Source organism: Mycobacterium asiaticum (assembly GCF_001673315.1).
Classification (GTDB): Bacteria; Actinomycetota; Actinomycetes; order Mycobacteriales; family Mycobacteriaceae; genus Mycobacterium; species Mycobacterium asiaticum_B.
Genome location: NZ_LZLQ01000033.1, coordinates 15,572 through 35,567, shown reverse-complemented (window position 1 = coordinate 35,567; position 19,996 = coordinate 15,572). Strand labels below are relative to the sequence as shown.

General features: G+C 65.2%; 14 protein-coding genes and 1 pseudogene. 5 read left to right on the top strand and 10 right to left on the bottom strand.

The features are described 5' to 3' along the window. Positions 1-71: 71 nt before the first annotated feature. From ag85A to glf, 6 genes are all read right to left on the bottom strand, one after another. A complete protein-coding gene (ag85A, locus tag A5636_RS06105) occupies positions 72-1,106 on the bottom strand; it encodes a diacylglycerol acyltransferase/mycolyltransferase Ag85A (RefSeq protein WP_065157809.1) in 1,035 nt (344 codons plus the stop codon). A 377-nt stretch (positions 1,107-1,483) separates the two neighbouring features. After that, positions 1,484-3,472: a terminal beta-(1->2)-arabinofuranosyltransferase gene (aftB, locus tag A5636_RS06100; RefSeq protein ID WP_081287632.1), complete on the bottom strand. Its 1,989-nt coding sequence runs from the start codon at positions 3,470-3,472 to the stop codon at positions 1,484-1,486. Continuing rightward, on the bottom strand, positions 3,459-4,373 hold the full coding sequence (locus A5636_RS06095; protein WP_065157827.1) for a decaprenyl-phosphate phosphoribosyltransferase: 915 nt from the start codon (positions 4,371-4,373) through the stop codon (positions 3,459-3,461). Before A5636_RS06095 ends, aftB begins: the two co-directional genes overlap by 14 nt. Next, entirely contained in the window at positions 4,370-4,909 is a 540-nt protein-coding gene (locus tag A5636_RS06090; RefSeq protein ID WP_065157808.1) for a phosphatase PAP2 family protein, read from the bottom strand. Before A5636_RS06090 ends, A5636_RS06095 begins: the two co-directional genes overlap by 4 nt. Further along, the gene (locus A5636_RS06085) at positions 4,902-6,809 is read right to left on the bottom strand and encodes a glycosyltransferase (RefSeq protein WP_065157807.1); all 1,908 of its coding nucleotides are present in this window, start codon (positions 6,807-6,809) and stop codon (positions 4,902-4,904) included. The genes A5636_RS06090 and A5636_RS06085 overlap by 8 nt, the downstream gene beginning before the upstream one ends. Further along, positions 6,806-8,023 (bottom strand): UDP-galactopyranose mutase, encoded by a 1,218-nt coding sequence (gene glf, locus A5636_RS06080; protein ID WP_065157806.1) that lies wholly within the window; start codon positions 8,021-8,023, stop codon positions 6,806-6,808. The genes A5636_RS06085 and glf overlap by 4 nt, the downstream gene beginning before the upstream one ends. Positions 8,024-8,256: 233 nt before the next feature. On the opposite strand from glf, the gene A5636_RS27105 reads away from it, so the two are divergent. From A5636_RS27105 to A5636_RS27100, 3 genes are all read left to right on the top strand, one after another. Continuing rightward, positions 8,257-9,324 carry a hypothetical protein gene (locus tag A5636_RS27105; protein WP_253900511.1) on the top strand — a complete coding sequence of 356 codons (1,068 nt, stop codon included), beginning with the start codon at positions 8,257-8,259 and terminating at the stop codon, positions 9,322-9,324. A gap of 170 nt (positions 9,325-9,494) precedes the next feature. Beyond that, entirely contained in the window at positions 9,495-11,090 is a 1,596-nt protein-coding gene (locus A5636_RS06070; RefSeq protein ID WP_065157804.1) for an LGFP repeat-containing protein, read from the top strand. A gap of 21 nt (positions 11,091-11,111) precedes the next feature. Further along, complete coding sequence (locus tag A5636_RS27100) at positions 11,112-13,028, top strand: alanine racemase (RefSeq protein WP_065157803.1); 1,917 nt, start codon at positions 11,112-11,114, stop codon at positions 13,026-13,028. Here the strand turns inward: A5636_RS27100 and A5636_RS06060 are convergent. Then, positions 13,025-14,403, bottom strand: a pseudogene (locus A5636_RS06060) (HNH endonuclease signature motif containing protein). The gene A5636_RS27100 and the pseudogene A5636_RS06060 overlap by 4 nt on opposite strands. A gap of 206 nt (positions 14,404-14,609) precedes the next feature. Between A5636_RS06060 and A5636_RS06055 the strand changes: the two are divergent. After that, positions 14,610-15,848, top strand: a complete 1,239-nt coding sequence (locus A5636_RS06055; RefSeq protein ID WP_065157802.1) for a hypothetical protein — start codon at positions 14,610-14,612, stop codon at positions 15,846-15,848. Positions 15,849-15,955: 107 nt separating this feature from the next. Further along, a complete protein-coding gene (locus A5636_RS06050; RefSeq protein ID WP_065157801.1) occupies positions 15,956-17,536 on the top strand; it encodes a PE family protein in 1,581 nt (526 codons plus the stop codon). Between the two features lie 5 nt (positions 17,537-17,541). Here A5636_RS06050 and A5636_RS06045 read toward each other — a convergent pair whose 3' ends face one another. Genes A5636_RS06045 through A5636_RS27095 form a run of 3 tightly spaced genes read right to left on the bottom strand, consistent with a single transcriptional unit; the run spans position 17,542 to position 19,982 of the window. Further along, positions 17,542-18,000, bottom strand: a complete 459-nt coding sequence (locus tag A5636_RS06045) for a DUF350 domain-containing protein (RefSeq protein ID WP_065157800.1) — start codon at positions 17,998-18,000, stop codon at positions 17,542-17,544. A gap of 24 nt (positions 18,001-18,024) precedes the next feature. After that, the gene (locus A5636_RS06040; RefSeq protein ID WP_065157799.1) at positions 18,025-19,191 is read right to left on the bottom strand and encodes a glutathionylspermidine synthase family protein; all 1,167 of its coding nucleotides are present in this window, start codon (positions 19,189-19,191) and stop codon (positions 18,025-18,027) included. Beyond that, entirely contained in the window at positions 19,188-19,982 is a 795-nt protein-coding gene (locus A5636_RS27095; RefSeq protein WP_253900510.1) for a hypothetical protein, read from the bottom strand. The genes A5636_RS06040 and A5636_RS27095 overlap by 4 nt, the downstream gene beginning before the upstream one ends. Positions 19,983-19,996 lie beyond the last annotated feature (14 nt).

The window sequence follows — 19,996 nt, the reverse complement described above, 5'->3', positions numbered from 1 at the left end:
CCGACGGCGGCGACCCAATAACTAACGGCGGCGACCCGGGAAGGGTCGCCGCCGTCAGTAGTGATTTGTGTTTAGGTGCCTTGACCCTGGGCGGGTGCGGCCGTGGCCGGACCAGCGCCGGGCGTTGCGCCCAACGTGCTCTGCAGGTCACCCTTCATGGCGTTGAGCTGCGCACCCCAGTAGGGCCAGTCGTGCGTGCCGTTCGCGTCGAAGTTGAACACCGCGTTGTGGCCACCGGCCCCGTTGTAGGCCTCCTGGAACTTCAGGTTGCTGGTCCGCACGAAGCCCTCGAGGAACTTGGCGGGCAGGTTGTTGCCACCGAGGTCGGACGGCTTGCCGTCACCGCAGTAGATCCACAGACGGGTGTTGTTCGCGACCAGCTTGCCGACCTGAAGCGAGGGGTCGTTGCGCTGCCACGCCGGGTCTTCCTTGGGACCCCACATGTCCGACGCCTTGTAACCACCGGCGTCACCCATTGCCAGGCCGATCAGCGAGGGGCCCATCGCCTGCGACGGGTCCAGCAGCGCCGACAGCGAGCCGGCGTAGATGAACTGGTCGGGGTGGTAGGCCGCCAGGATCAGGGCGGACGAGCCGGCCATCGACAGACCGACGGCAGCGCTGCCGGTCGGCTTGACCTGCTTGTTGCTCGCCAGGTAGGCGGGGAGCTCGCTGGTCAGGAAGGTCTCCCACTTGTAGGTGGTGCAGCCAGCCTTACCGCAGGCCGGGTTGTACCAGTCGCTGTAGAAGCTGGACTGGCCACCGACCGGCATCACGACTGCCAGGCCCGACTGCAGGTACCACTCGAACGCGGGGGTGTTGATGTCCCAGCCGTTGAAGTCCTCCTGAGCGCGCATGCCGTCGAGCAGGTACAGCGCCGGCGCGTTGGCTCCGCCGCTCTGGAACTGGACCTTGATGTTGCGGCCCATCGCCGCCGACGGCACCTGCAGGTACTCGACCGGAAGGCCCGGACGCGAGAACGCACTCGCGGTCGCCGAGCCCCCGACGAAACCGACCAGACTCGCCAGCAGGGCCGCACCGACGGCTCCCACAGCGAGGCGGCGCGGCGTACCCGTCAGGGCGCCACGAAACCTGTCAACAAGCTTCATCCTTGCTTCCTCATCCTCATCCTTTTGGGCGCATCCTTGCGCATCGCTGTGCTTGGGGGGCGCGTCCCGATTTGGGTCAGACTGCACGCACGCGGCGCTGCAGTGCTTTAGTAGTCAACCACACCATGCCTCGACCCCTCTCCTCCAGGAGGTCGCTGCCGGCGTTATCCGGCGTTGATCCTGTGTCTTGGGCGGCGGTGAAAACGAGTCGCACGTCGGCGTTTCCGCATGTGCCGATCGTCCGGTGCGCGCTGGTAAAGGGCGGATGTGATGTTGCTGTCAATCTCATCGGAGCAGCAGAATCCGGCGCTTGCGACAGCGCACGGTTGGTAGGAAAAAAATATTCGAGGTGCCTCGCGCGAATGCCCCGATCGCCCTCACTCCCGCGGTGGGGACGGCGGGACTTGCGGGACCGGGAGGCCGCATCGGGCGAGTTCGTAGCGCGGCACCCGATCGATGCGGTACTGGGTGAACTCGTAGGAGTGCACCAGGTTGGAAATGAAGCGGCGGATCGTCATCGGAGCCCGCACCGAGTTGAGCACCGCCCGGGTATCCGGGCACTGCAACGCCGCCTCCGCTTCGGCCACCCACTGCCGGTCGAGGTAGGGCGGAATGCCCGGCGGCCACTTCACCCACGGCCCGTCGGCCACCACCCAGTCCGGGAACAGGTTCTTGTCATGGCCGATTCGGCCGTGCTTCAGGCGTTCGGTGTGCGCGGCCAGGGGGTTGGCCAGACCGATCTGATCGAGGACCCGGACGTCGAGGCCGACGTTCATGCCCACCATGCCCAGGTTGGTGAAAAAGACGGTGTGTTGCGGCTTTTGGGTGGCGGGGACGGCCGGCGAACTACCGGGCGGAATCATGGGCACCAGGTCCCACTGGGTGTAGTTGCCCGACGGCAGCAGCAACGCACCCTGGGGGGTGTTGTCCAGCGCGACCATCACGGCGGCCATGCGCGGGTAGTCGAGGTAGTCGGAGGCGGTCAGCGGATGCGCGTGGCCGGTGGCCTGCGCGTAGAAGCGACGTTCGTCGACGATTCCGGAGTAGGTGACGTGCGTGGCGTCGTCGTCGAGGCCCGGCGAGTTCGCCGCCCACAGTGACCAGCCCGCGATACCCAGCCAGAGCACGCTTACCGCCCCGGCCAGCCAGTAGCCGGTCTCGTGCGAGAAGTCTTTCCCGTCGGGAATCGCCAGCGGAACCACCGCCACCGGTGCCAGCAAGCAAAACAGGGGTGTCAGCAAGACGCGGCCGTGCATGAAGTCGCCGCCTTGGCGGATCCAGTAGAGCGCCTGCAGCAAGCCGCTGACGAGCATGAATGTCACCACTGCGGCGGGGCTCTGCACCGCGCGGGCCACCCGCCCGTAGTCGGGCGCCAGGGCCGGACGCATGAAGGAGGGCCTGCGTCGCGCGAACATCAGCATCACGCCCAGCACCACCAGCAGGACGACGGGTACCCACAGCGCGTAAGGCTGGTTGAAGTTGGCGAGGTAGATCAGGCCCTGTGACCACTTGTCGCCGGCGGCGTCCTTGGCCAGGGCGGTGCCCGGCACCAACAGTCCGTAGTAGCCCATCCGGAAGATCTGGTAGGCCACCGGCAGGAGACCGCCGGCCAGCACGATCAAACCGCGGCGGCGCCAGCTCCGGGCCGCGATCATCATCATGATCAGCGCCGCCCCGCCGATCAACGCCAGCTCTGGGCGCACCAGCACGCTGCAGCCGGCGACGAACGCCAGCGCAACGATGAACCACCGGTTCTCCGGACGTACCCGCAGCGGCTGACCCCAGCAAACCATCATCCACCACAGCAGGCCCAAATAGGCCATCACCAGCCCGCTTTCGAGGCCGGACGTCGCGAAGTCGCGAGCCGGTGGTACCGCGATGTAGACCAATGCACCGGCCGGCAACATGATCGCCCGGCGGCCGCGCAGACTCGGCGCGTACAACCGCGCCGCGCCCAGCATCAGCAGCACCACACCGAGCAGTGACAGCGTCAGCGCCACGGCCAGGGCCACGTACTCCAGCCGCATCGGCTCGCCCACCCAGCTCGCCGCGTACAGCAGGTAGGTCCAGACCGTGGAGGTGTTGGCCTCGACCCGCTCGCCGGCATTGAACACGGGTCCGTTGCCGGCCAACAGGTTTCGCACCGTGCGCAGCACGATCAGGCCGTCGTCGGCGATCCAGCGGCGTTGCCAGGCACCCCAACCGAACAACACGGTCACCAGGGCCACACTGAGCCACAGGCTCACCCGGACGCTGCGATCGAAGGGAAACACCGGCCACTTGACCCGGCGGACCGCCGAAGGGCGGGCGGCCTTCTGCAGAGCACCGATCTGCAGCGCCTTCAGCCGTTGACTAGCCGAAAGCAACAGCAGCACCAACGGTTGCGATCCACGCCAGCGCCAGCAGCTGCAGCACCCGGTCGCGCAGCGCTATGTCTTCTGGCTCTCCGGCCAGGCCGCCGTCGACGTCGACGGCGTAACGCAGGATCGCGATGGTGAACGGAACCATCGACACGGCAAACCAGGATCCGCTGCGGCCGTCACGCTCGAAGGCCCACAGCCCGTAGCAGAGCACCACCGCGGTGGCCGACAGCGTCCAAACGAAGCGAAGATAGGTGCTGGTGTAGCTTTCCAGCGACTTGCGAATGGCCGCACCGGTGCGTTCGGCCAATTGCAGTTCGGCGTAACGCTTGCCGGCCACCATGAACAGCGACCCGAACGCCGCCGTCAACAGGAACCACTTGGACAGGTAGATACCGGTGGCCGCACCCCCGGCGATGGCGCGGATCAGATACGCCGACGACACGATGCAGATGTCCATCACCGCTTGGTGTTTCAGGCCGAAGCAGTAGCCCAGCTGCATGACCAGATAGACGGCCATGACCACCGCCAGATTCGGTGTCAGCCAGTAGGAAACACCCAGCGAGACCACACCGAGCACCACCGCAAGCGTGTAAGCCAGCCATTCCGGCACTACGCCGGCCGCGATCGGCCGGAACCTCTTGGTGGGATGTTCGCGGTCGGCTTCGACGTCGCGGACGTCGTTGACCAGGTACACCGCCGATGCAGCCAGGCTGAACACCACGAACGCCACCGAGACCTGAAACGCCAACTTCTTGTAGTCGTAGGGGTCGGGGCCACCCAACGCGGCCAGCGGCGCGGCCAGCACCAGCACGTTCTTCACCCACTGCCGCGGGCGGATCGCCTTGATCACCCCGGTCACCAAGTTTCCCGGCGGTCCGGCCACTTTCGTCACGTTGTCGCTCATCGCACCCATCTCTGTCCAGCAGCGCTGTCCACCCGAACGGCCAGTGCGGCGACCCCGGCCCCGAGGGCCACACCGGCGGCCACGTCGCTGGGGTAGTGCACGCCCAGCAGTATTCGCGACAGCGCCATGGGCGGGACCAACACGGCGGGCAGTGGCAGGCCGGTCGCCCTGCCCAGCAGGATGGCCGCGGCGGTGGTCGACGTGGCATGCGCCGACGGGAAGCTGAGCCGACTCGGCGTGCCGACGTTCACGGTGATGGCCGGATGATGCGGCCGCTGCCGGCGCACCACCCGCTTCACCAGCACGGCGGCGGCATGCGCAGCAAAACTACCGACGCCGGCCACCACCCAGTCCCGGCGCCGCGTCGGCGACAAGATCGCTCCGAGCAACGCCAGCACCAGCCACCCGAGGCTGTGCTCACCGAAATGCGACATCGCCCGGGTGGCCGGCAGCACCCCGGGGCGACCGCCCAGCGCCGACTGAACAGCCACCATGGCGGCAACTTCACCGCGCGGTGACTCCGGGTTTTCAGCCATGTCGTGACTCTTGGTTGGCTGCCGCGCCGGCCGGGAACAGCACCGTCTCCCACTTCTGTTTGCTCGACAACACAGGCAACGCGTCGCGGTAGACCCGGCGCATCTCGTCGAATCGACGCGCCAGCTTGCGCTGCCGGCGGATCGATTCGAGCAGCAGCGACATCATCTTGGCCCGGTCGCGCTGCCGGTAAACCACACCGCACCCATCGGCAGTGGTGACGGTGACGCCGTCGACCGTGCACAGCCGGAACCAGCGCGCGTCCTGCGTCGGCACGTTGTACTCGGGCCGTTCGTGGTGCGCCGGGTCGGCCGCCTTCAGGTTGTGCAGGATCCCACGGACTAGCCGGTAGCTGATGGTCACCGGGTTCACCGGCGGCTTCATCGCGCTGGTCATGTTCTGCGGCGCCGGCAGCTCGCTGGCGGCCGGGAGTACCACCGCGTCGGGGTAGGCCTTGCGCATCCGGTGCACTTCCGGCAGAGCCGATTCCAAGATGGAGAAGATATGCTCCGGCCCGGCCAGGAAGTCGTCGATCGCCCGGTTCTGGATCTCAACGGTCGAATACTCAAGGCAGGCAAGGTGTTTGAGCGTTGCTTTGAGATGACTGCGCACCAGGCCGGAAATGTCGCCGTCCCAGTGCATCGCCGCCACCACCAAGCGGTTGCGCAGGTGGAAGTAGGCCTGCCAGTCGATGGCGTCGTCCTTGTCGCTCCAGGCCATATGCCAGATCGCAGCACCCGGCAGCGTTACCGTGGGGTAGCCGTGCTCGGCGGCCCGCAGGCCGTAGTCGGCGTCGTCCCATTTGATGAAGAGTGGCAGCGGCTGACCCAGCTCCTCGGCGACCTGCCGCGGGATCATGCATGTCCACCAGCCGTTGTAGTCGACATCGATGCGCCGGTGCAGCAGCTTGCTCTTGTCCTCTTTGTCGCTCAGCGGGTACTCGGAGAAATCGTGGTCGTACTCGGCGTGCGGCGCGGCGGTCCACATGAAGTTCGACCGGTTCACCACCTCGCCCATGATGTGCAGGTGCGACGGCTCCTGCAGGTTGAGCATCTGGCCGCCCACCAACATCGGAGTCTTGGCGAAACGGCTCATGGCCAGCACCCGCAGAATCGAATCCGGTTCGATGCGAATGTCGTCATCCATGAACAGGATCTGTTGGCAGTCAGTGTTTTTCAGCGCCTCGTACATCACCCGGCTGTAGCCGCCGGAACCCCCGAGGTTGGGCTGATCATGAATCGAGAGCCGGGCACCCAATCTGGCCGCCGCCGCCGGGAAGTCCGGATGGTCGCGCACCTTGCGGGTGCCCTGATCTGGCACGATCACCGCGCCGATCACCTCGTCCACCAGCGGATCGGCGGTGAGTTCCCCGAGCGCGTTGGCGCAGTCCGACGGGCGGTTGAAGGTCGGGATGCCGACCGCGATGTTGGCGGTCCCGGGCGCCGGCATGGGCGCATACCAGCCGCCGCTGACCAGGGTGACCTTGGTGTCGGTGGTGATGTCGAACCAGATCCAGCCCCCGTCTTCGAACGGCCGCAATCCCACTTCGATTTCGAGCACGTGAGGTTGATCCTCCGTGCCGGCGAATTCGCGCCCTTCGATGAAGATCCGCGCCCCGGTTGCCTTGGTGCGGTACAGGTCGACGCGTCCGGTCCCGGCGAGTTCGACGCGCAGCACCACCGCGGTGCAGATCGACCAGCGCCGCCAGTAGCTGGCGGGGAAGGCGTTGAAGTAGGTCGCGAACGAGACCTCGGACTCGGCGCCGATCTGCAGCGAGGTGCGGCTGGTTGCGTGCGCCCGGTGCGCGTTGGTGGTGGATTCCTCGAGATACAGCTTTCGCACGTCAAGCGGTTCACCCGGGCGCGGCAGGATGATGCGCGACAGCAGGCTCACGGCGGTCATTTGGCGTCGTCTTCCTGCGTCAGTGGGGCGCCGTCGCGCAGATGCGGCGCGAGGACGTTGTCATACATGTTCAAAGCGCTGGCAATGGCCATATGCATATCCAGATATTGATAGGTGCCCAAGCGTCCGCCGAACAGAACCTTCGACGACGCGGTCTCGGACTTCGCCCTGGCCCGATAGGCAGCCAACAGGGCGCGGTCGGCCTCGGTATTGATCGGATAGTAGGGCTCGTCGTCGTCGGCGGCGAACCGCGAATATTCGCGCATGATGACCGTCTTGTCCGACGGGTAGCTCCGCTCCGGGTGGAAATGGCGAAATTCGTGAATGCGGGTGTAGGGGACGTCGGGGTCGTTGTAGTTCATCACCGGGGTGCCTTGGAAGTCTCCACAATCGCCGAGCACTTCCACCTCGAAATCCAGTGTGCGCCAACCGAGTCGGCCTTCGGCGTAGTCGAAGTAGCGGTCCAGCGGTCCGGTATAGACGACGGGAGCCGACGGGTTCTGGTTGCGCAATGAGTCGCGGACATCGAACCAGTCGGTGTTCAGCCTGACCTCGATGCGATCGTCGGCAGCCATGTTCTGCAACCACGCCGTGTAACCGTCGACCGGCAGACCCTCGTAGGTGTCGCTGAAGTACCGGTTGTCGAAGGTGTAGCGCACCGGCAATCGACTGATGACGGCAGCCGGTAAGTCGACGGGATCGGTCTGCCACTGCTTTGCGGTGTAACCCTTGACGAACGCCTCGTACAACGGCCGGCCGATCAGGGAGATGGCTTTCTCTTCAAGGTTTTGCGCGTTCGCGGTGTCGATTTCAGCCGCCTGCTCGGCAATGAGCGCTCGTGCCTCATCCGGCGAGAAGTACCGTCCGAAAAACTGTGAGACCAGGCCCAGCCCCATCGGGAACTGGTAGGCCTGCCCGTTGTGCATCGCGAAGACCCGGTGCCGGTAATCGGTGAACTCGGTGAACTGCCGCACGTAATCCCACACCTTCTTATTGGAGGTGTGGAATAGGTGGGCCCCGTATTTGTGGACCTCGATCCCGGTCTGGGGTTCGGCTTCGGAATACGCGTTACCACCGATGTGCGGGCGGCGGTCGACGACGAGGACCCGCTTGTCGAGTTGGGTAGCCACGCGCTCGGCGATCGTCAGGCCGAAAAATCCAGAGCCGACGACGTAGAGGTCGTAACCAGCGGGAGGGTCGGAACGCGAGATCATCGGTTGCCTAGGGTATCGGACCTCGCAGCCAAAACCTGATTTGGCGGGTCGGGGGGGTCCGGGTTTTCCCAGGTATCAGAGGATACGAGGCCGGACGTCGGTCGAACGTCACACCTGTGAACCGCTCCCCTCACGATTCGGTATCGCCACACTAGTCACAACAATCTCACTCGTACCATCGGTCCTGTGGGTCTACGACCCGACTCCACATAATCCAGATTGAGGAGACTTCCGTGCCGAACCGACGCCGTCGCAAGCTCTCGAAGACCATGAGCGCGGTCGCCGCCCTGGCCGTCGCAAGTCCTTGCGCTTATTTCCTTGTTTACGAGTCGACTGCCGACACCAAACCGGTGGAACACCACGAGTTCAAGCGGGCGGCGAGCGTGGCCGACCTGCCCAACGAGTTGATCGGCGCCCTGTCGCAGGGGCTGTCGCAGTTCGGCGTCAACCTGCCACCGGTCCCGGCATTGGGCGGCGGTGGCGCCAGTACCGGCCTGGGAACGAGTCCCGGTTTGGCCAGCCCCGGACTCGGCGGCGCCGGCCTGACCAGCCCCGGCCTCACCAGCCCTGGCCTGACCAGCCCAAGCCTCGCCAGCCCGGGCCTTACCAGTCCCGGCCTGGCCAGTCCCGGCCTGGCGCCCAGCACACCCGGCTCGCTGGCCCTGCCGGGCACCACGCTGACGCCGCCGACCGCGGCGACAGGCACGGGTGTCAACCCGGCATTGACCAGCCCCACCGGGGTGGCGCCGGGCCTGACCAGCCCTTCGGCGTTGAGTCCCGCGACCGGCACCGGCGAGGTGCCGATCTCCGCGCCCGTCGGCCTGGACCCGGGCGTGGACGGTACCTACCCCATCCTGGGCGACACCTCGGGCCTGGGCGGTGGCGGCGGCGGCCTGGCACCGCTCAGCCCGGTCGCCACCGGCGGCGGCGGCGGCGGTGGCGGAGGCGGCGGCCTGGTCAACGACCTCATGCAGGCGGCCAACCAGTTGGGTGCCAGCCAGGCGATCGACCTGCTCAAGGGTCTGGTGATGCCGGCGATCATGCAGGGCGTCCAGGGTGGTGCAGCGGGAGCTCCGGCCGGTGCGACACCTGCGCTGCCCGGCGTCCCCGCGGTACCGGGTGCGCCCGCGCTGCCTGCTGCGCTGCCTGGTGCTGCCGCGGCGGCCGGCCTTCCGGCGGCCCCCGCGGTGCCTTCAGTGCCCGGGGTACCCGCGGCGGCCGCAATACCCGCCGCAGCCGCGGCTCCGGCCGCCCCGGTGGCCGTGCCGGCGGCGATCACACCAGAAGCACCGCCCGTCTAGACAGGTCAACCAACCTGTCCTGAACCCCAACAAACCTGTCGCTGGACGGCACCGCGGAGATGCTCTGCGGTGCCGTCGACAGGTTTTCCGGCGCTCGGACCGTGTCGCCCCATATGAAACACTAGTCACATGCGTAACATCGCCTGGTGCCCCGCGGACGCGCCCCGACGATGCTGCTCACCGCAGCTCTGGCGACGGTCGTCATCGTCACCTGGGTCTTGATACGACCCCCGATCGGCACTCATCCGCCGGCACCCACCCGCGACACGCAACTCACCGAACGGCCGCTGATCGGACTCGGCGCTGGCGTGACGGTGCGTGAGCTGACTCAGGACACACCGTTTTCCCTGGTCGCCCTTACCGGTGACCTGGCCGGCACCGCTAGCCGAGTTCGCGCCAAACGGCCCGACGGGTCGTGGGGCCCCTGGTACCAGGCCGAATTCCAGACGTCAGCACCCGACGGGGCGGCGTCCACGGCAGATCCGCGTAGCACCGATCCGGTGTTCGTCGGCACCACCACGGCGGTGCAGATTGCGGTCACCCGGCCAGCGGGCGCGCCGACGACCCAACCACCACCCGCCCCCGGAGAGCCGGCCGGCCTGGGCTATCGACCGGTCACCAAGGAACAACCCTTCGGGCAGAACATTTCCGCGATCCTCATTTCCCCGCCATTGGCACCCGCCGAGACGCACTGGACGCCGCCGACCGGGGTCACCATGCCGGGACAGGCGCCGCCCGTCATCAGTCGCGCGGAATGGGGCGCCGACGAATCGCTGCGATGCGGTAGCCCGCAATACGACCGCGCCGTGCGTGCCGCCGTGGTCCACCACACCGCGGGCAGCAACGACTATTCGCCGCTGGAATCGGCCGGCATCGTGAAGGCCATTTACACCTACCACAGCAAAACGCTGGGCTGGTGCGACATCGCCTACAACGCAATGGTCGACAAGTACGGTCAGATTTTCGAGGGCAGTGCCGGCGGACTCACCAAACCGGTGGAGGCCTTCCACACCGGCGGATTCAACCAGGACACCTGGGGTGTGGCCATGCTCGGCAACTTCGACGACGTGGCACCCACCCCCTCGCAGATCCGCGCTGTCGGACGGCTGCTGGGCTGGCGGCTGGGCATGGCCGACGTTGACCCGAAGGGCAGCGTCGAGTTGGTCTCAGCGGGCAGCTCCTACACCACCTATCCGGGCGGTGCGATCGCGAAGCTCCCGACCATCTTCACGCACCGCGACGTCGGGAACACCGATTGCCCGGGTAACGCCGCGTATGCCCTGATGGACGAAATCCGGGACATCGCAGCGCATTTCAATGACCCGCCGGAGGAGCTGATCAAGGCACTGGAGGGTGGGGCGATCTATCAGCACTGGCAGGCGATCGGCGGCATGACCAGCGCGCTGGGCGCTCCGACGTCACCGGAGGCCGACGGCGCCGGTGCGTCGCGGTTCGCCACGTTTGCCAAGGGCGCGATGTACTGGTCACCCGACACCGGTGCCCAGCCTGTCACCGGCGCCATCTATGACGCCTGGGCGGCGCAGAGTTACGAGCGCGGCCCGCTCGGGCTGCCCACCAGCGCGGAGATCCACGAGCCGTTGCGGATCACGCAGAACTTCCAGCACGGGACGCTGAATTTCGAGCGGCTCACCGGCAACATGACCGAAGTCATGGACGGGATCACCACACCGCTTTCCACCCAACCACCGAGCGGGCCGGAGGTGCCGCCTGAGCACTTCTCGCTGCCGGCCCATCCGCCCAACTGAGCCGGCGCTAATCTGCCACGTGTGCCGGAGACGCCCTATCTGACGATCGACCTCGATCGCGTCCGCGGCAATTTCGGTACCCTGCAAGCTGCCCTGCCTGGCGCGCGGATCCGGTACGCCGTCAAGGCGAATCCAGCTGCACCCATCCTGCGGCTGCTTGCCGACGAGGGAGCGGAGTTCGACGTCGCGTCGGTGGGTGAGGTCAACACCTGCGTAGCGGTCGGAATCGAGGGCCGCCGGTTGACCTTTGGCAACACCATCAAGAAACCGACGGCGGTGCTGCACTCCTATGGAGCGGGAGTTCGGCGCTTCGCCTTCGACACCGCGCATGATCTTGCGGTGCTGGCCGAGCACGCGCCCGGCGCTGCGGTGGAATGTCGTGTTGCGCCGCTGTTTCCGCCGTCGATTACGCCATTCGGGCATAAGTTCGGTTGCACGCCGGAGGAAGCCGCGACGCTGTTGAGCCGTGCGCGGGAGCTCGGCCTGGCGCCGGAGGGTGTGAGCTTTCACGTGGGATCACAGCAACTCGATCCGGACGCGTGGAATATCGGGATTCGCTGCGCTGCTACGGTAGCCGAGATATTCGGGGAATTGCCGACTATCAATGTCGGTGGCGGGTTTCCGCTGCCGTACGCGGGGGACGCGCCCGCGATCGAGGTGATTGCGGACACCATTACCTCGGCGCTGGACCGTTACTTCGGTTCCCGCGCACCGCAATTGGTGTTGGAACCGGGCCGCGCTATCGTGGGTTCAGCCGGGCGTATCGAGTGTGAAGTGGTCTCGGTGCGCACCGGCACCGACGGTCGCCGCTGGGTGTATCTCGACATTGGTCGCTATGGGGGGCTTGCGGAAACCGAGAACGAGTACATCCGGTATCGGCTGCGGACCCGACGCGATGGGGATTCGGCCGGCGATGCCGTGGTCGCGGGGCCGACTTGTGACGGGGATGACGTGCTATACCGCGACTACCCGCTACCGGTGACGCTACGGCCTGGTGATTCCGTCCAGATCGAAGATGCGGGCGCTTACACCGCGAGCTACGGGTCGGTGGATTTCAATGGATTTCCGCCACTGCCAACATATTTCGGTGCCGCTGCCAGTACCGGCCGGACAATCGCCGAGCCGCTCGCACCGGGAATGACCAGGAACTGGTGGCTCTCGGAGGTGATCTGCGAAGTCCGGACCGAATACCAGCACCTGGTCATCGGCCGAACCCCGCAAGGTGTCGCGTTGTTCAGCGACGACGAACGGCAGAGCACCGAGTTCAGCCAACTCGTCTATCACGAGGCGCTGCTGGTGCCCGCGCTACTGCTGGCCGATCGGATCGGACGGGTGCTCGTCATCGGTTCCGGGGAAGGTGTGGTGAGCCAACTCGCGATCGCGGCCGGGGCGACGCACGTCGACCACGTCGATATCGATCGCGAAGCGGTCCGGCTATGCGCCGAACACCTGCCGTACGGTTACTCGGTCGACCAATTGCGCAGCGCCGAACAGGGACTGGGCTCGGTCCACATGCACTACCGCGACGGCTGGGACTTCGTGGAGCACTGCTCGGACCCCTACGACATCGTGATCGTCGACCTACCCGACGAGCGCATCGAGCCGGCCCAGCACAACCGTCTGTACGACACCGGCTTCCTGGCCAGGTGCCGTGAGATCGGCCGGGTGGTGGTCGACCAGGCCGGCTGCCCGACGCTGTGGCGAAACGAGACATTGCGGTCGTCCTGGCGTCGCTTCCACGAAACATTCTCTACTGTCGTGTATTTCGGTAGTAACGAACACGAGTGGGCCTTTCTCTCCGGCCTTTCCGGTCAGCTGCATGGCGACCCGGCTGCGGTGATGTCGAAGCGGCTGGCGACATTGCCTTACCGCCCGCGCACCATCGACGCTGCCTCGTTGGCTGCGTGCACGGTGCCGCCGAAGTCGTTGCGCAGCTAGGGATCTTCGTCGTCGTCGTCTTTCTCGTCGTCTTCGTCGGTGAAGAGTTTCTCGGGGTGGTGGAAGCTGTTGGTGCGGGGTTGGCCGTGGTCGAGGTGGGGTGGTGGTAGCCATTCGGTTTGGTGGTGGGTGTTGGTGCGGGTGGTCCATCCGGTTTCGGCGAGTCTGTTGTGGGGGCCGCAGGCCAGGGTGAGGTCGGTGATGTCGGTGCGGGCGGTGGTTGTCCAGCCGGTGACGTGGTGGACTTCGCTGTGGTAGGCCGGGGCATCGCAGCCCGGTTTGGTGCAGCCACCGTGTATGGCGGCCAGCATGATCCGTTGGGCGGGGGAGGCCAGGCGTTTGGTGTGGTAGAGCGCGAGGGGTTTGGCGCCGTCGAAGATCGCGAGGTAGTGGTGGGCGTGGCTGGCCATGCGGATCAGGTCGGTCATGGGGAGCAGGGTGTCGCCGCTGGTGCGGGCTTTACCGGTGCCGGCTTCCAGATCCTTCAACTAGTGGTGACGATGACCGACACGGGCAGCCCACGGTGCTGACCCAGATCGCCGGAGGCGAACAGCGCGCGGATCCCGGCGACCAGGGCGTCGTGGTGGCGTTGGCTGGTGCTGCGGGTGTCGCGGCGGGCGGTTTCCTCGTCGGGTTCGCCGTCCACGCGTGGAGCCTCATCGTCGGGGTTGCACATGCCCGGGGCGGCGAGTTTGGCCCAGACAGCCTCCAGCAGTGCGCGTAACTCGGGGGTGATCACGCCGGTCAACCGGGACATGCCATCGGCGTCCTGGGCGCCCAGGGTCAGGCCGCGTTTGCGGGCGCGTTCCCCGTCGGAGAAGTCGCCGTCGGGGTGCAGCAGGTCCATCAGGTGGCGGGCGTATGTGGCGACCTGATCGGGCCGGTATTCACAAGCTTTGGCGGCCAGGTCGGCTTCGGCGGCTTCGCGGGTGAACACGTCCACGGTGGCGGGCAGGTGGTCGAAGAAGTCGCGGATGACTTTGATGTGCCCGTCGCCGATCAAGCCTTCGCGCTGGGCCTGAGCGGTCGCACTGAGCACCGGCGCCAAGGGTTGCCCGGTCAAGGCGCGGCGCGGCCCGAGGTCTTGGGCGTCGGCGATGCGGCGGCTGGCTTCGGCTTTGGTGATCCGCAACCTGTCCGCCAACGCACCCCGCAGCGTCCCGCCCAACTCTTCAGCGCTGGCCTGGGCGCCGACCTCGTTGATCAGGGTGTGCTGCGGGCTGCGTAGGCGGCGGCTCACCTGTTCTAACCGCTCCAACGCCCGCAACCGCTCCGGGGTGGTGATCGCGTCGAAAGTCAACGCACAGAACCGATCAGCGTCGGTATCGAGTGCGTCGAAGACCTCGTCAATCTCCTCACGAGAACTCGAAAGCATGTTCGAATAATACCGCTCGGTCCCGACAAGTTGAGACGCAAATCCCCATGCAGTGCAACAGCTTTGAGGATGGAACCTGGCAGCCCCTGTCCGCGTCTAATGCCGGACAAGGTGTGACTCCCCGCGCAAGTGGGTATCAAGTGCGGTTAATGCGGCGCCTCGGTAGCCTCAGGGACTTCGTACCGGCGCTTACCGAGGGAGGGCGTGTGCGGATCGAGTCCGAACAACTGCTCACGCTGGCGGCCCCCAGCGAGACAACTGCTCCGGAACCGGCACACCAGACACCGGCACCAGTTCGCCGAACCCGCGCACGTCTTTCCGACGCAGCGACCGCTCTGCTTCTTGCCGTGTCGTGGCAGGCGCTGCTGACACTCATCGGTGCGCTTCTGTCCAGTGATCGGTCGGGGATCTTCGATCACACCATGCAGTGGGACGCGCAATGGTATTTGAATATTCTCAACGAGCGCTACCAAATCAATCCCGCGTCGGCCGCGTTCTATCCGCTATTCCCGCTCATTGTCGGTACCGGCTCGGCGCTGACCCTCCACAGCATTCCCTATCCGCTGCTCGGCCTCTTGGTAAACACTGTCGCCCTTGCCCTAGCCATCGCCGCGCTCTTGACCATTTCGCGTGAATTCAAGCTTCGAGAATTTCGCTACGTCACCGTCGCGCTGTTCCTCGCGGCGCCTGCCGCAGTCTTCCTGCATCTGTTCTACACGGAAGCAGTCTTTGTCGCTGTCGGGTTCTGGGCCTATGCTTTCGCGCTGCAACGGCGCTGGGCGTTCATGGCCGTTGCCCTCGCCCTCCTCACCGCGACCCGACTCCCGGCATTCCTCTTTGTCGGGCTGTGCGGGCTGGAATACTTTCGCGCGTACGAATGGAACGTCAAGAAAGCCGTCAACCGCAACCTGGGTTATTTCTTGCTGGCGCCCGCTGGGTTCTTGCTTTACGGGTGCTACTTGTTGGCCGTCCGCGGTGACTTCTTCGGTATGTTCACTGCCTACAAATCCACCAAAGCGTGGGGTTATCTTTCGTTCGATCCGAACTTCGCCTATTCCATATTCCGTTCGGCACGTGAAACAGTCCTTGCTGTCGCGGGTAGGCGCCCGATCGACAACGACATCGTGGTCAACTACGCGATTCCGCTGCTTTGCCTCGCGTTGCTGTTGAGTTGCTCTGTTTACCTGCTTTGCGCGTATCGCGGCAAGGGTGTTCCGCTCGGCATCTTCGGTCTGTGCTCGCTCGTTTTCTTCACGCTCAACAGCAGTTTCGTAGCGGTACATCGGTATGCGCTGCCGTGTCTGTGTATCTACATAGCCCTGGCGCTCATTTATGCCGATCATCGCCGGGGCAAAGCGCTGATTCTGGGCACCGGGCTCGCAATGCTCTTCGCTCAAGTGGTGCTCGTCCACCTGCTGTTCGTGACCCGGGATTTCGCCGGGTAGCCGGATCAATAAGCCGATTCGCCGACGCTCGGAGGTGCGCGAGATTAAGCTCAAATCTGTCTGACGGGCACAGGCAACTGGGGGAAGTCAGTCGAGAGGACACGACCATGTCGTTCGTGGTCACAACGCCGGAATGGGTCACGACGGCGGCCGAGAAGCTAGCCAGTGTCGGCTCCACGCTGGAACAGGCGACTGCCGCAGCGGCGAGCCCCACAACTGGCCTGGCCGCCGCGGCGGCCGATGAGGTGTCGGTCGCTGTTTCGAATATGTTCGCGGATTTCGGTCAGCAGTTCCAGGTCGTCAGCGCTCGAAGCGCCGCATTCCACGCGGAGTTCGTCCGCCTCATGAGCGGCAGCGCGGCGGCCTATGTGGGCGCCGAAATCGCCAACGCCACAGGCACTCTGGTCAACGCGCCCGGTGCCGCCGCCACCCCGGGCGGGGCGTACGTCCAACTTTTCTCCAACACGGTCAACAACCTGCAGGCGCTCGGCGGTGCTTGGACCGCCAATCCGTTCCCGTTCCTGCGGCAATTCCTGGCCAACCAGTTGGGTTACGCACAGCAGACGGCAACCGCCTTCGCCAGTACGATCCAAAATTTCCCCACGATCTTGGCAAATCTGCCGACGACCGCTCAGGCAGCTTTCCAGCAACTGCAGTCTTTCAACGCGGCGTCCTTCGTCCAGCAGTTCGTCAACACCCAGGCCGGCTTTGCCCAAACGTTCTTCACGTCGGCCAGCAGCGGGCTCAGCGGCCTGGTGGCCGGACTGCCCGCATTTGCGTCGGGCGTTCAGGCGTCGTTCCAGACACTCGTCACGACAGGCAATTACAACGGCGCGATCGCGCAGCTAGCCGACGCGTATCGAAAGCTTCTGATCACCGGTTACGACGTGAGTAATTACTCGATCAACTTCGACGCCACCACACTCACGCTGACGGGCACGGCCTATCCCAAATTGCTTGGCCCACTTAATGATTTCTTCACCATCCTGAACATTCCCGGTCAGGAAGCGCAATATCTCACCGACCTGATGCCGCCATCCATCCCAAGACAGATATCGCAGAATTTCACCAATGTACTGAATGCGTTGACCGCCACCGATGTTGAAGCGCGAGTCGTAGCTCCGCTGCTCAGCCCGCAAACCGGATTCGTCAGCCTCACCTACAGTGTGCCGTTGATTACCACATATGCGCTGGCGGGCCCGCCGTTCGCGGCACTCGACGCCTTCACCGCCAGTCTGGTCTCTTTCAACCAGGCGATAACGACGGGCAACCCGGTGGCAGCGATCAGTACCCTCGTCGACGCTCCGGCCAACATTCTCAATGGTTTTCTCAACGGCCAGGTGATCGTGGACGAGACGATCCTGGTGCCGACCGGTCTTACTGACTTCGTATATCCCCTTCCGGACATCGTGATACCGCCGGGCATCGTCATACCGGTGCCTGACATCGCAATTCCACTCCCCCACACGATTGCGATCACGCCCCACGTTCCATTCGACGGGCTGCTTGTGCAACCGCATTATCTGACCGCGACGGTTGGAGTGCCGGGCTATGCCCCACCCCTGGGGTTCCCCCCGCCAACTGACATCGAGGCCACCGTCTTCGGCACGCCCTTCATGGGGCTCGCCCCACTACTGCTCAACTACGTCCCACAGCAGCTTGCGCTCTCGATCAGGCCCACCGGGTAGCAGGCTCAGAGGATCGCGACCGCCACGATAATGCCCAGCGCGAATTGCGCTGCCGCCACAATCCGCGATTCCCATCGGTACTCGTCCGATTCGAACAAAACGTCCATGTCGATGCCGATCACCACGGTGGCAATCCGCATCATCAACACCTGCGCCGCGATGCCCACCAACCCGAAGACCGCCGAAGCCAGCAACCCTTCAGCGAGCTTGCCCGACGACGAATAGATGGCCAGCACCACGATGAGCGCCATGCTGACCATCCCGGCGGCGGCCACGATGACCGCGTTGGGCTTTCCGGCGTTGACCATTTTGCGCAGCGGACCCGGCGTGGTCAGGTCGATCGCGTAAAACCCGACCACCATCAACACGAGCCCAAGAATCGAATAAAGGACGATGGCCGCGGCGCCACTGCCGAGCCGCGTCCAGTAGTCTCCCGAATGCAGCGCTACAACGCTTGTCGTCATCGAAGATCAACTCCCTTGTTTCGGTTACCTGAGCGGGATTCGGTGCGGAACGAAGGCGGCGCCGTCGTCGGTGATGAGTCCGGCAGTCTCACGGATGCCGAGACCCGCAGAGGTGTCGCCGACAACCCACGCACCCAGGGCAGGACGCATGTCGTCGAATTCCGGCAGCGGGTCCAGCAGTTGGTAGACAAAGCCCTCCTCGCCGTAGAAACCGCCGGTGGCGGTCTCCATGCCGGCGCCGACGACGGTGACGTTAGCGCCTTCACGCCCGAGTTTGGGCTTGCGCACGTACTCGGTGAGTTCGTGCGGGTCGTCGAGATATGCGGGCAGTAAGTTGGGGTGACCGGGATACATCTCCCACAGCACGGCCAGGATCGACTTGTTCGAAAGCAACGTCTTCCACAGCGGTTCGATCCACATCGTCTGCGGCAGTGTGGAAACCACGTACTTGCCGAACTGGTCGTCGAGTACCCACTCCCACGGGTGCAGCTTGAAGATCGCCTGAATGGGGTCTTCTTCCAAATCGACGAACCGCTCCAGCGCGGAGTCCCAACCGACGTCCTCGATCAGCAGGCCGACGGTCTGAAAGCCGGCCTCCGCGGCCGTCTCCTGCATGTAGGTGGTAGTGATCTGATCTTCGCCGGTGGCTTCGACGCCAGACCAGGAGAAGTGTAGTTCGTTGCTGGGCAACAGATCTCGCACTGCCCGCCAACGGTCGACAAGCTGTTCGTGCAACGAGTTCCACTGATCGTCCCCGGGGAACTTGTCCTTGAGCCAATACCATTGGCAGATGGCGGCTTCCAGCAGTGTGGTCGGAGTATCGGCGTTGTACTCCAGCAATACCGCCGGCCGGCGCCCGTCGTAGCGCAAGTCAAAGCGGCCGTACACATGTGGGTCGGACCGGCGCCAGGATTCGGCGATATGGGGCCAACTCCATTCCGGCAGGCCGAAATCGGCGTACCGCTCCATCAGGATCACCTGCTCGACGGCATTGAGGCACATCGAGTGCAGTAGCTCAACATCGGCTTCGAGGGCCAGGATCTCGTCCATCTCGAATTCGTAGTAAACCGACTCGTCCCAGTACGGCCGGTCCGCACCGCCGGCGTCGCGCGCAGGCGTCCCGTAGACCAGGCCCTGCGATTCGACGATCGACTGCCAGTTCGGCCGCGGCGGTGTCCTGCCCCGCTTCACGAGCCTCCGCCGCCCTTGCCGCCACTGCCGCCGATGCCCCCGCGCTGAATTGTGGTGCCCGACTTGGTAGTAACGGTGGCCCCCTTCGGGGCCGAAGTCGAGCCACCGATCGGCCGCTGGCCAACCGACCCGGAACTTCCGTAGTAGTACCGGTAAGAGTGCCCGCCCCAGAAGAAGAATCCATTGAGACCCGGAGTGTGCCCGGTGCAGTAGCTGTCGGGGACGATCACCGGCTGACCACTCGGGTCGTCCCGGACGCACTGGGCGGTGACATGACTGGGCGACAACAACCAGTACCCGACGCCCGCGACCAGGCCCACCACGCCCACCGCGGCAGCCGAACCCATCAGGATCCGCTTCTGCTTGCGCCGTTTGGCCTCGGCAGCGAGTCGCGCCTCTTCGATTTCGCGCTGCTTGTCTTCGTACTTCCGTCGAGCGCGCAACTCCGCCGGCGTGGGTGGGCGCGGCTTGGTGGTGGCGGCGTCCTGGAACTGGACACTGCCCAGGGGCTTGAGCTTGGGCGGAGAGTCGGGCACCTTACCCGGGTCCTTGGCGATGCGGTTCGCGCCCAGCGAACTCTTCCGCGGGCTGCGCTTCTCCGGCGGGTCGTTGCTTTTGTCAGATGAGCCTTCAGCAGCGGTCTTGCGTGTTCGGTCGATTTCTTCGAGATCGAACTGCTCGGTGACACCGTCCGCGCGGGCTTCTCTCTTGCGCTCGATCTCCTCGAGGTCGTCGTCGGACCCACCCTCCGCGGGCTGGTTACCTTCCCGCGGGTCTTCTTCTGACCCCACTAGCTACCCTCCGG

Coding starts and splice junctions, on each gene's coding strand:
- A5636_RS06050 (WP_065157801.1), top strand. CDS start 15,956: ATGTCGTTCGTGGTCACAACGCCGGAATGGGTCACGACGGCGGCCGAG.
- A5636_RS06095 (WP_065157827.1), bottom strand. CDS start 4,373: ATGAGCGACAACGTGACGAAAGTGGCCGGACCGCCGGGAAACTTGGTG.
- A5636_RS06085 (WP_065157807.1), bottom strand. CDS start 6,809: ATGACCGCCGTGAGCCTGCTGTCGCGCATCATCCTGCCGCGCCCGGGT.
- A5636_RS06090 (WP_065157808.1), bottom strand. CDS start 4,909: ATGGCTGAAAACCCGGAGTCACCGCGCGGTGAAGTTGCCGCCATGGTG.
- ag85A (WP_065157809.1), bottom strand. CDS start 1,106: ATGAAGCTTGTTGACAGGTTTCGTGGCGCCCTGACGGGTACGCCGCGC.
- A5636_RS06070 (WP_065157804.1), top strand. CDS start 9,495: ATGCTGCTCACCGCAGCTCTGGCGACGGTCGTCATCGTCACCTGGGTC.
- A5636_RS06045 (WP_065157800.1), bottom strand. CDS start 18,000: ATGACGACAAGCGTTGTAGCGCTGCATTCGGGAGACTACTGGACGCGG.
- glf (WP_065157806.1), bottom strand. CDS start 8,023: ATGATCTCGCGTTCCGACCCTCCCGCTGGTTACGACCTCTACGTCGTC.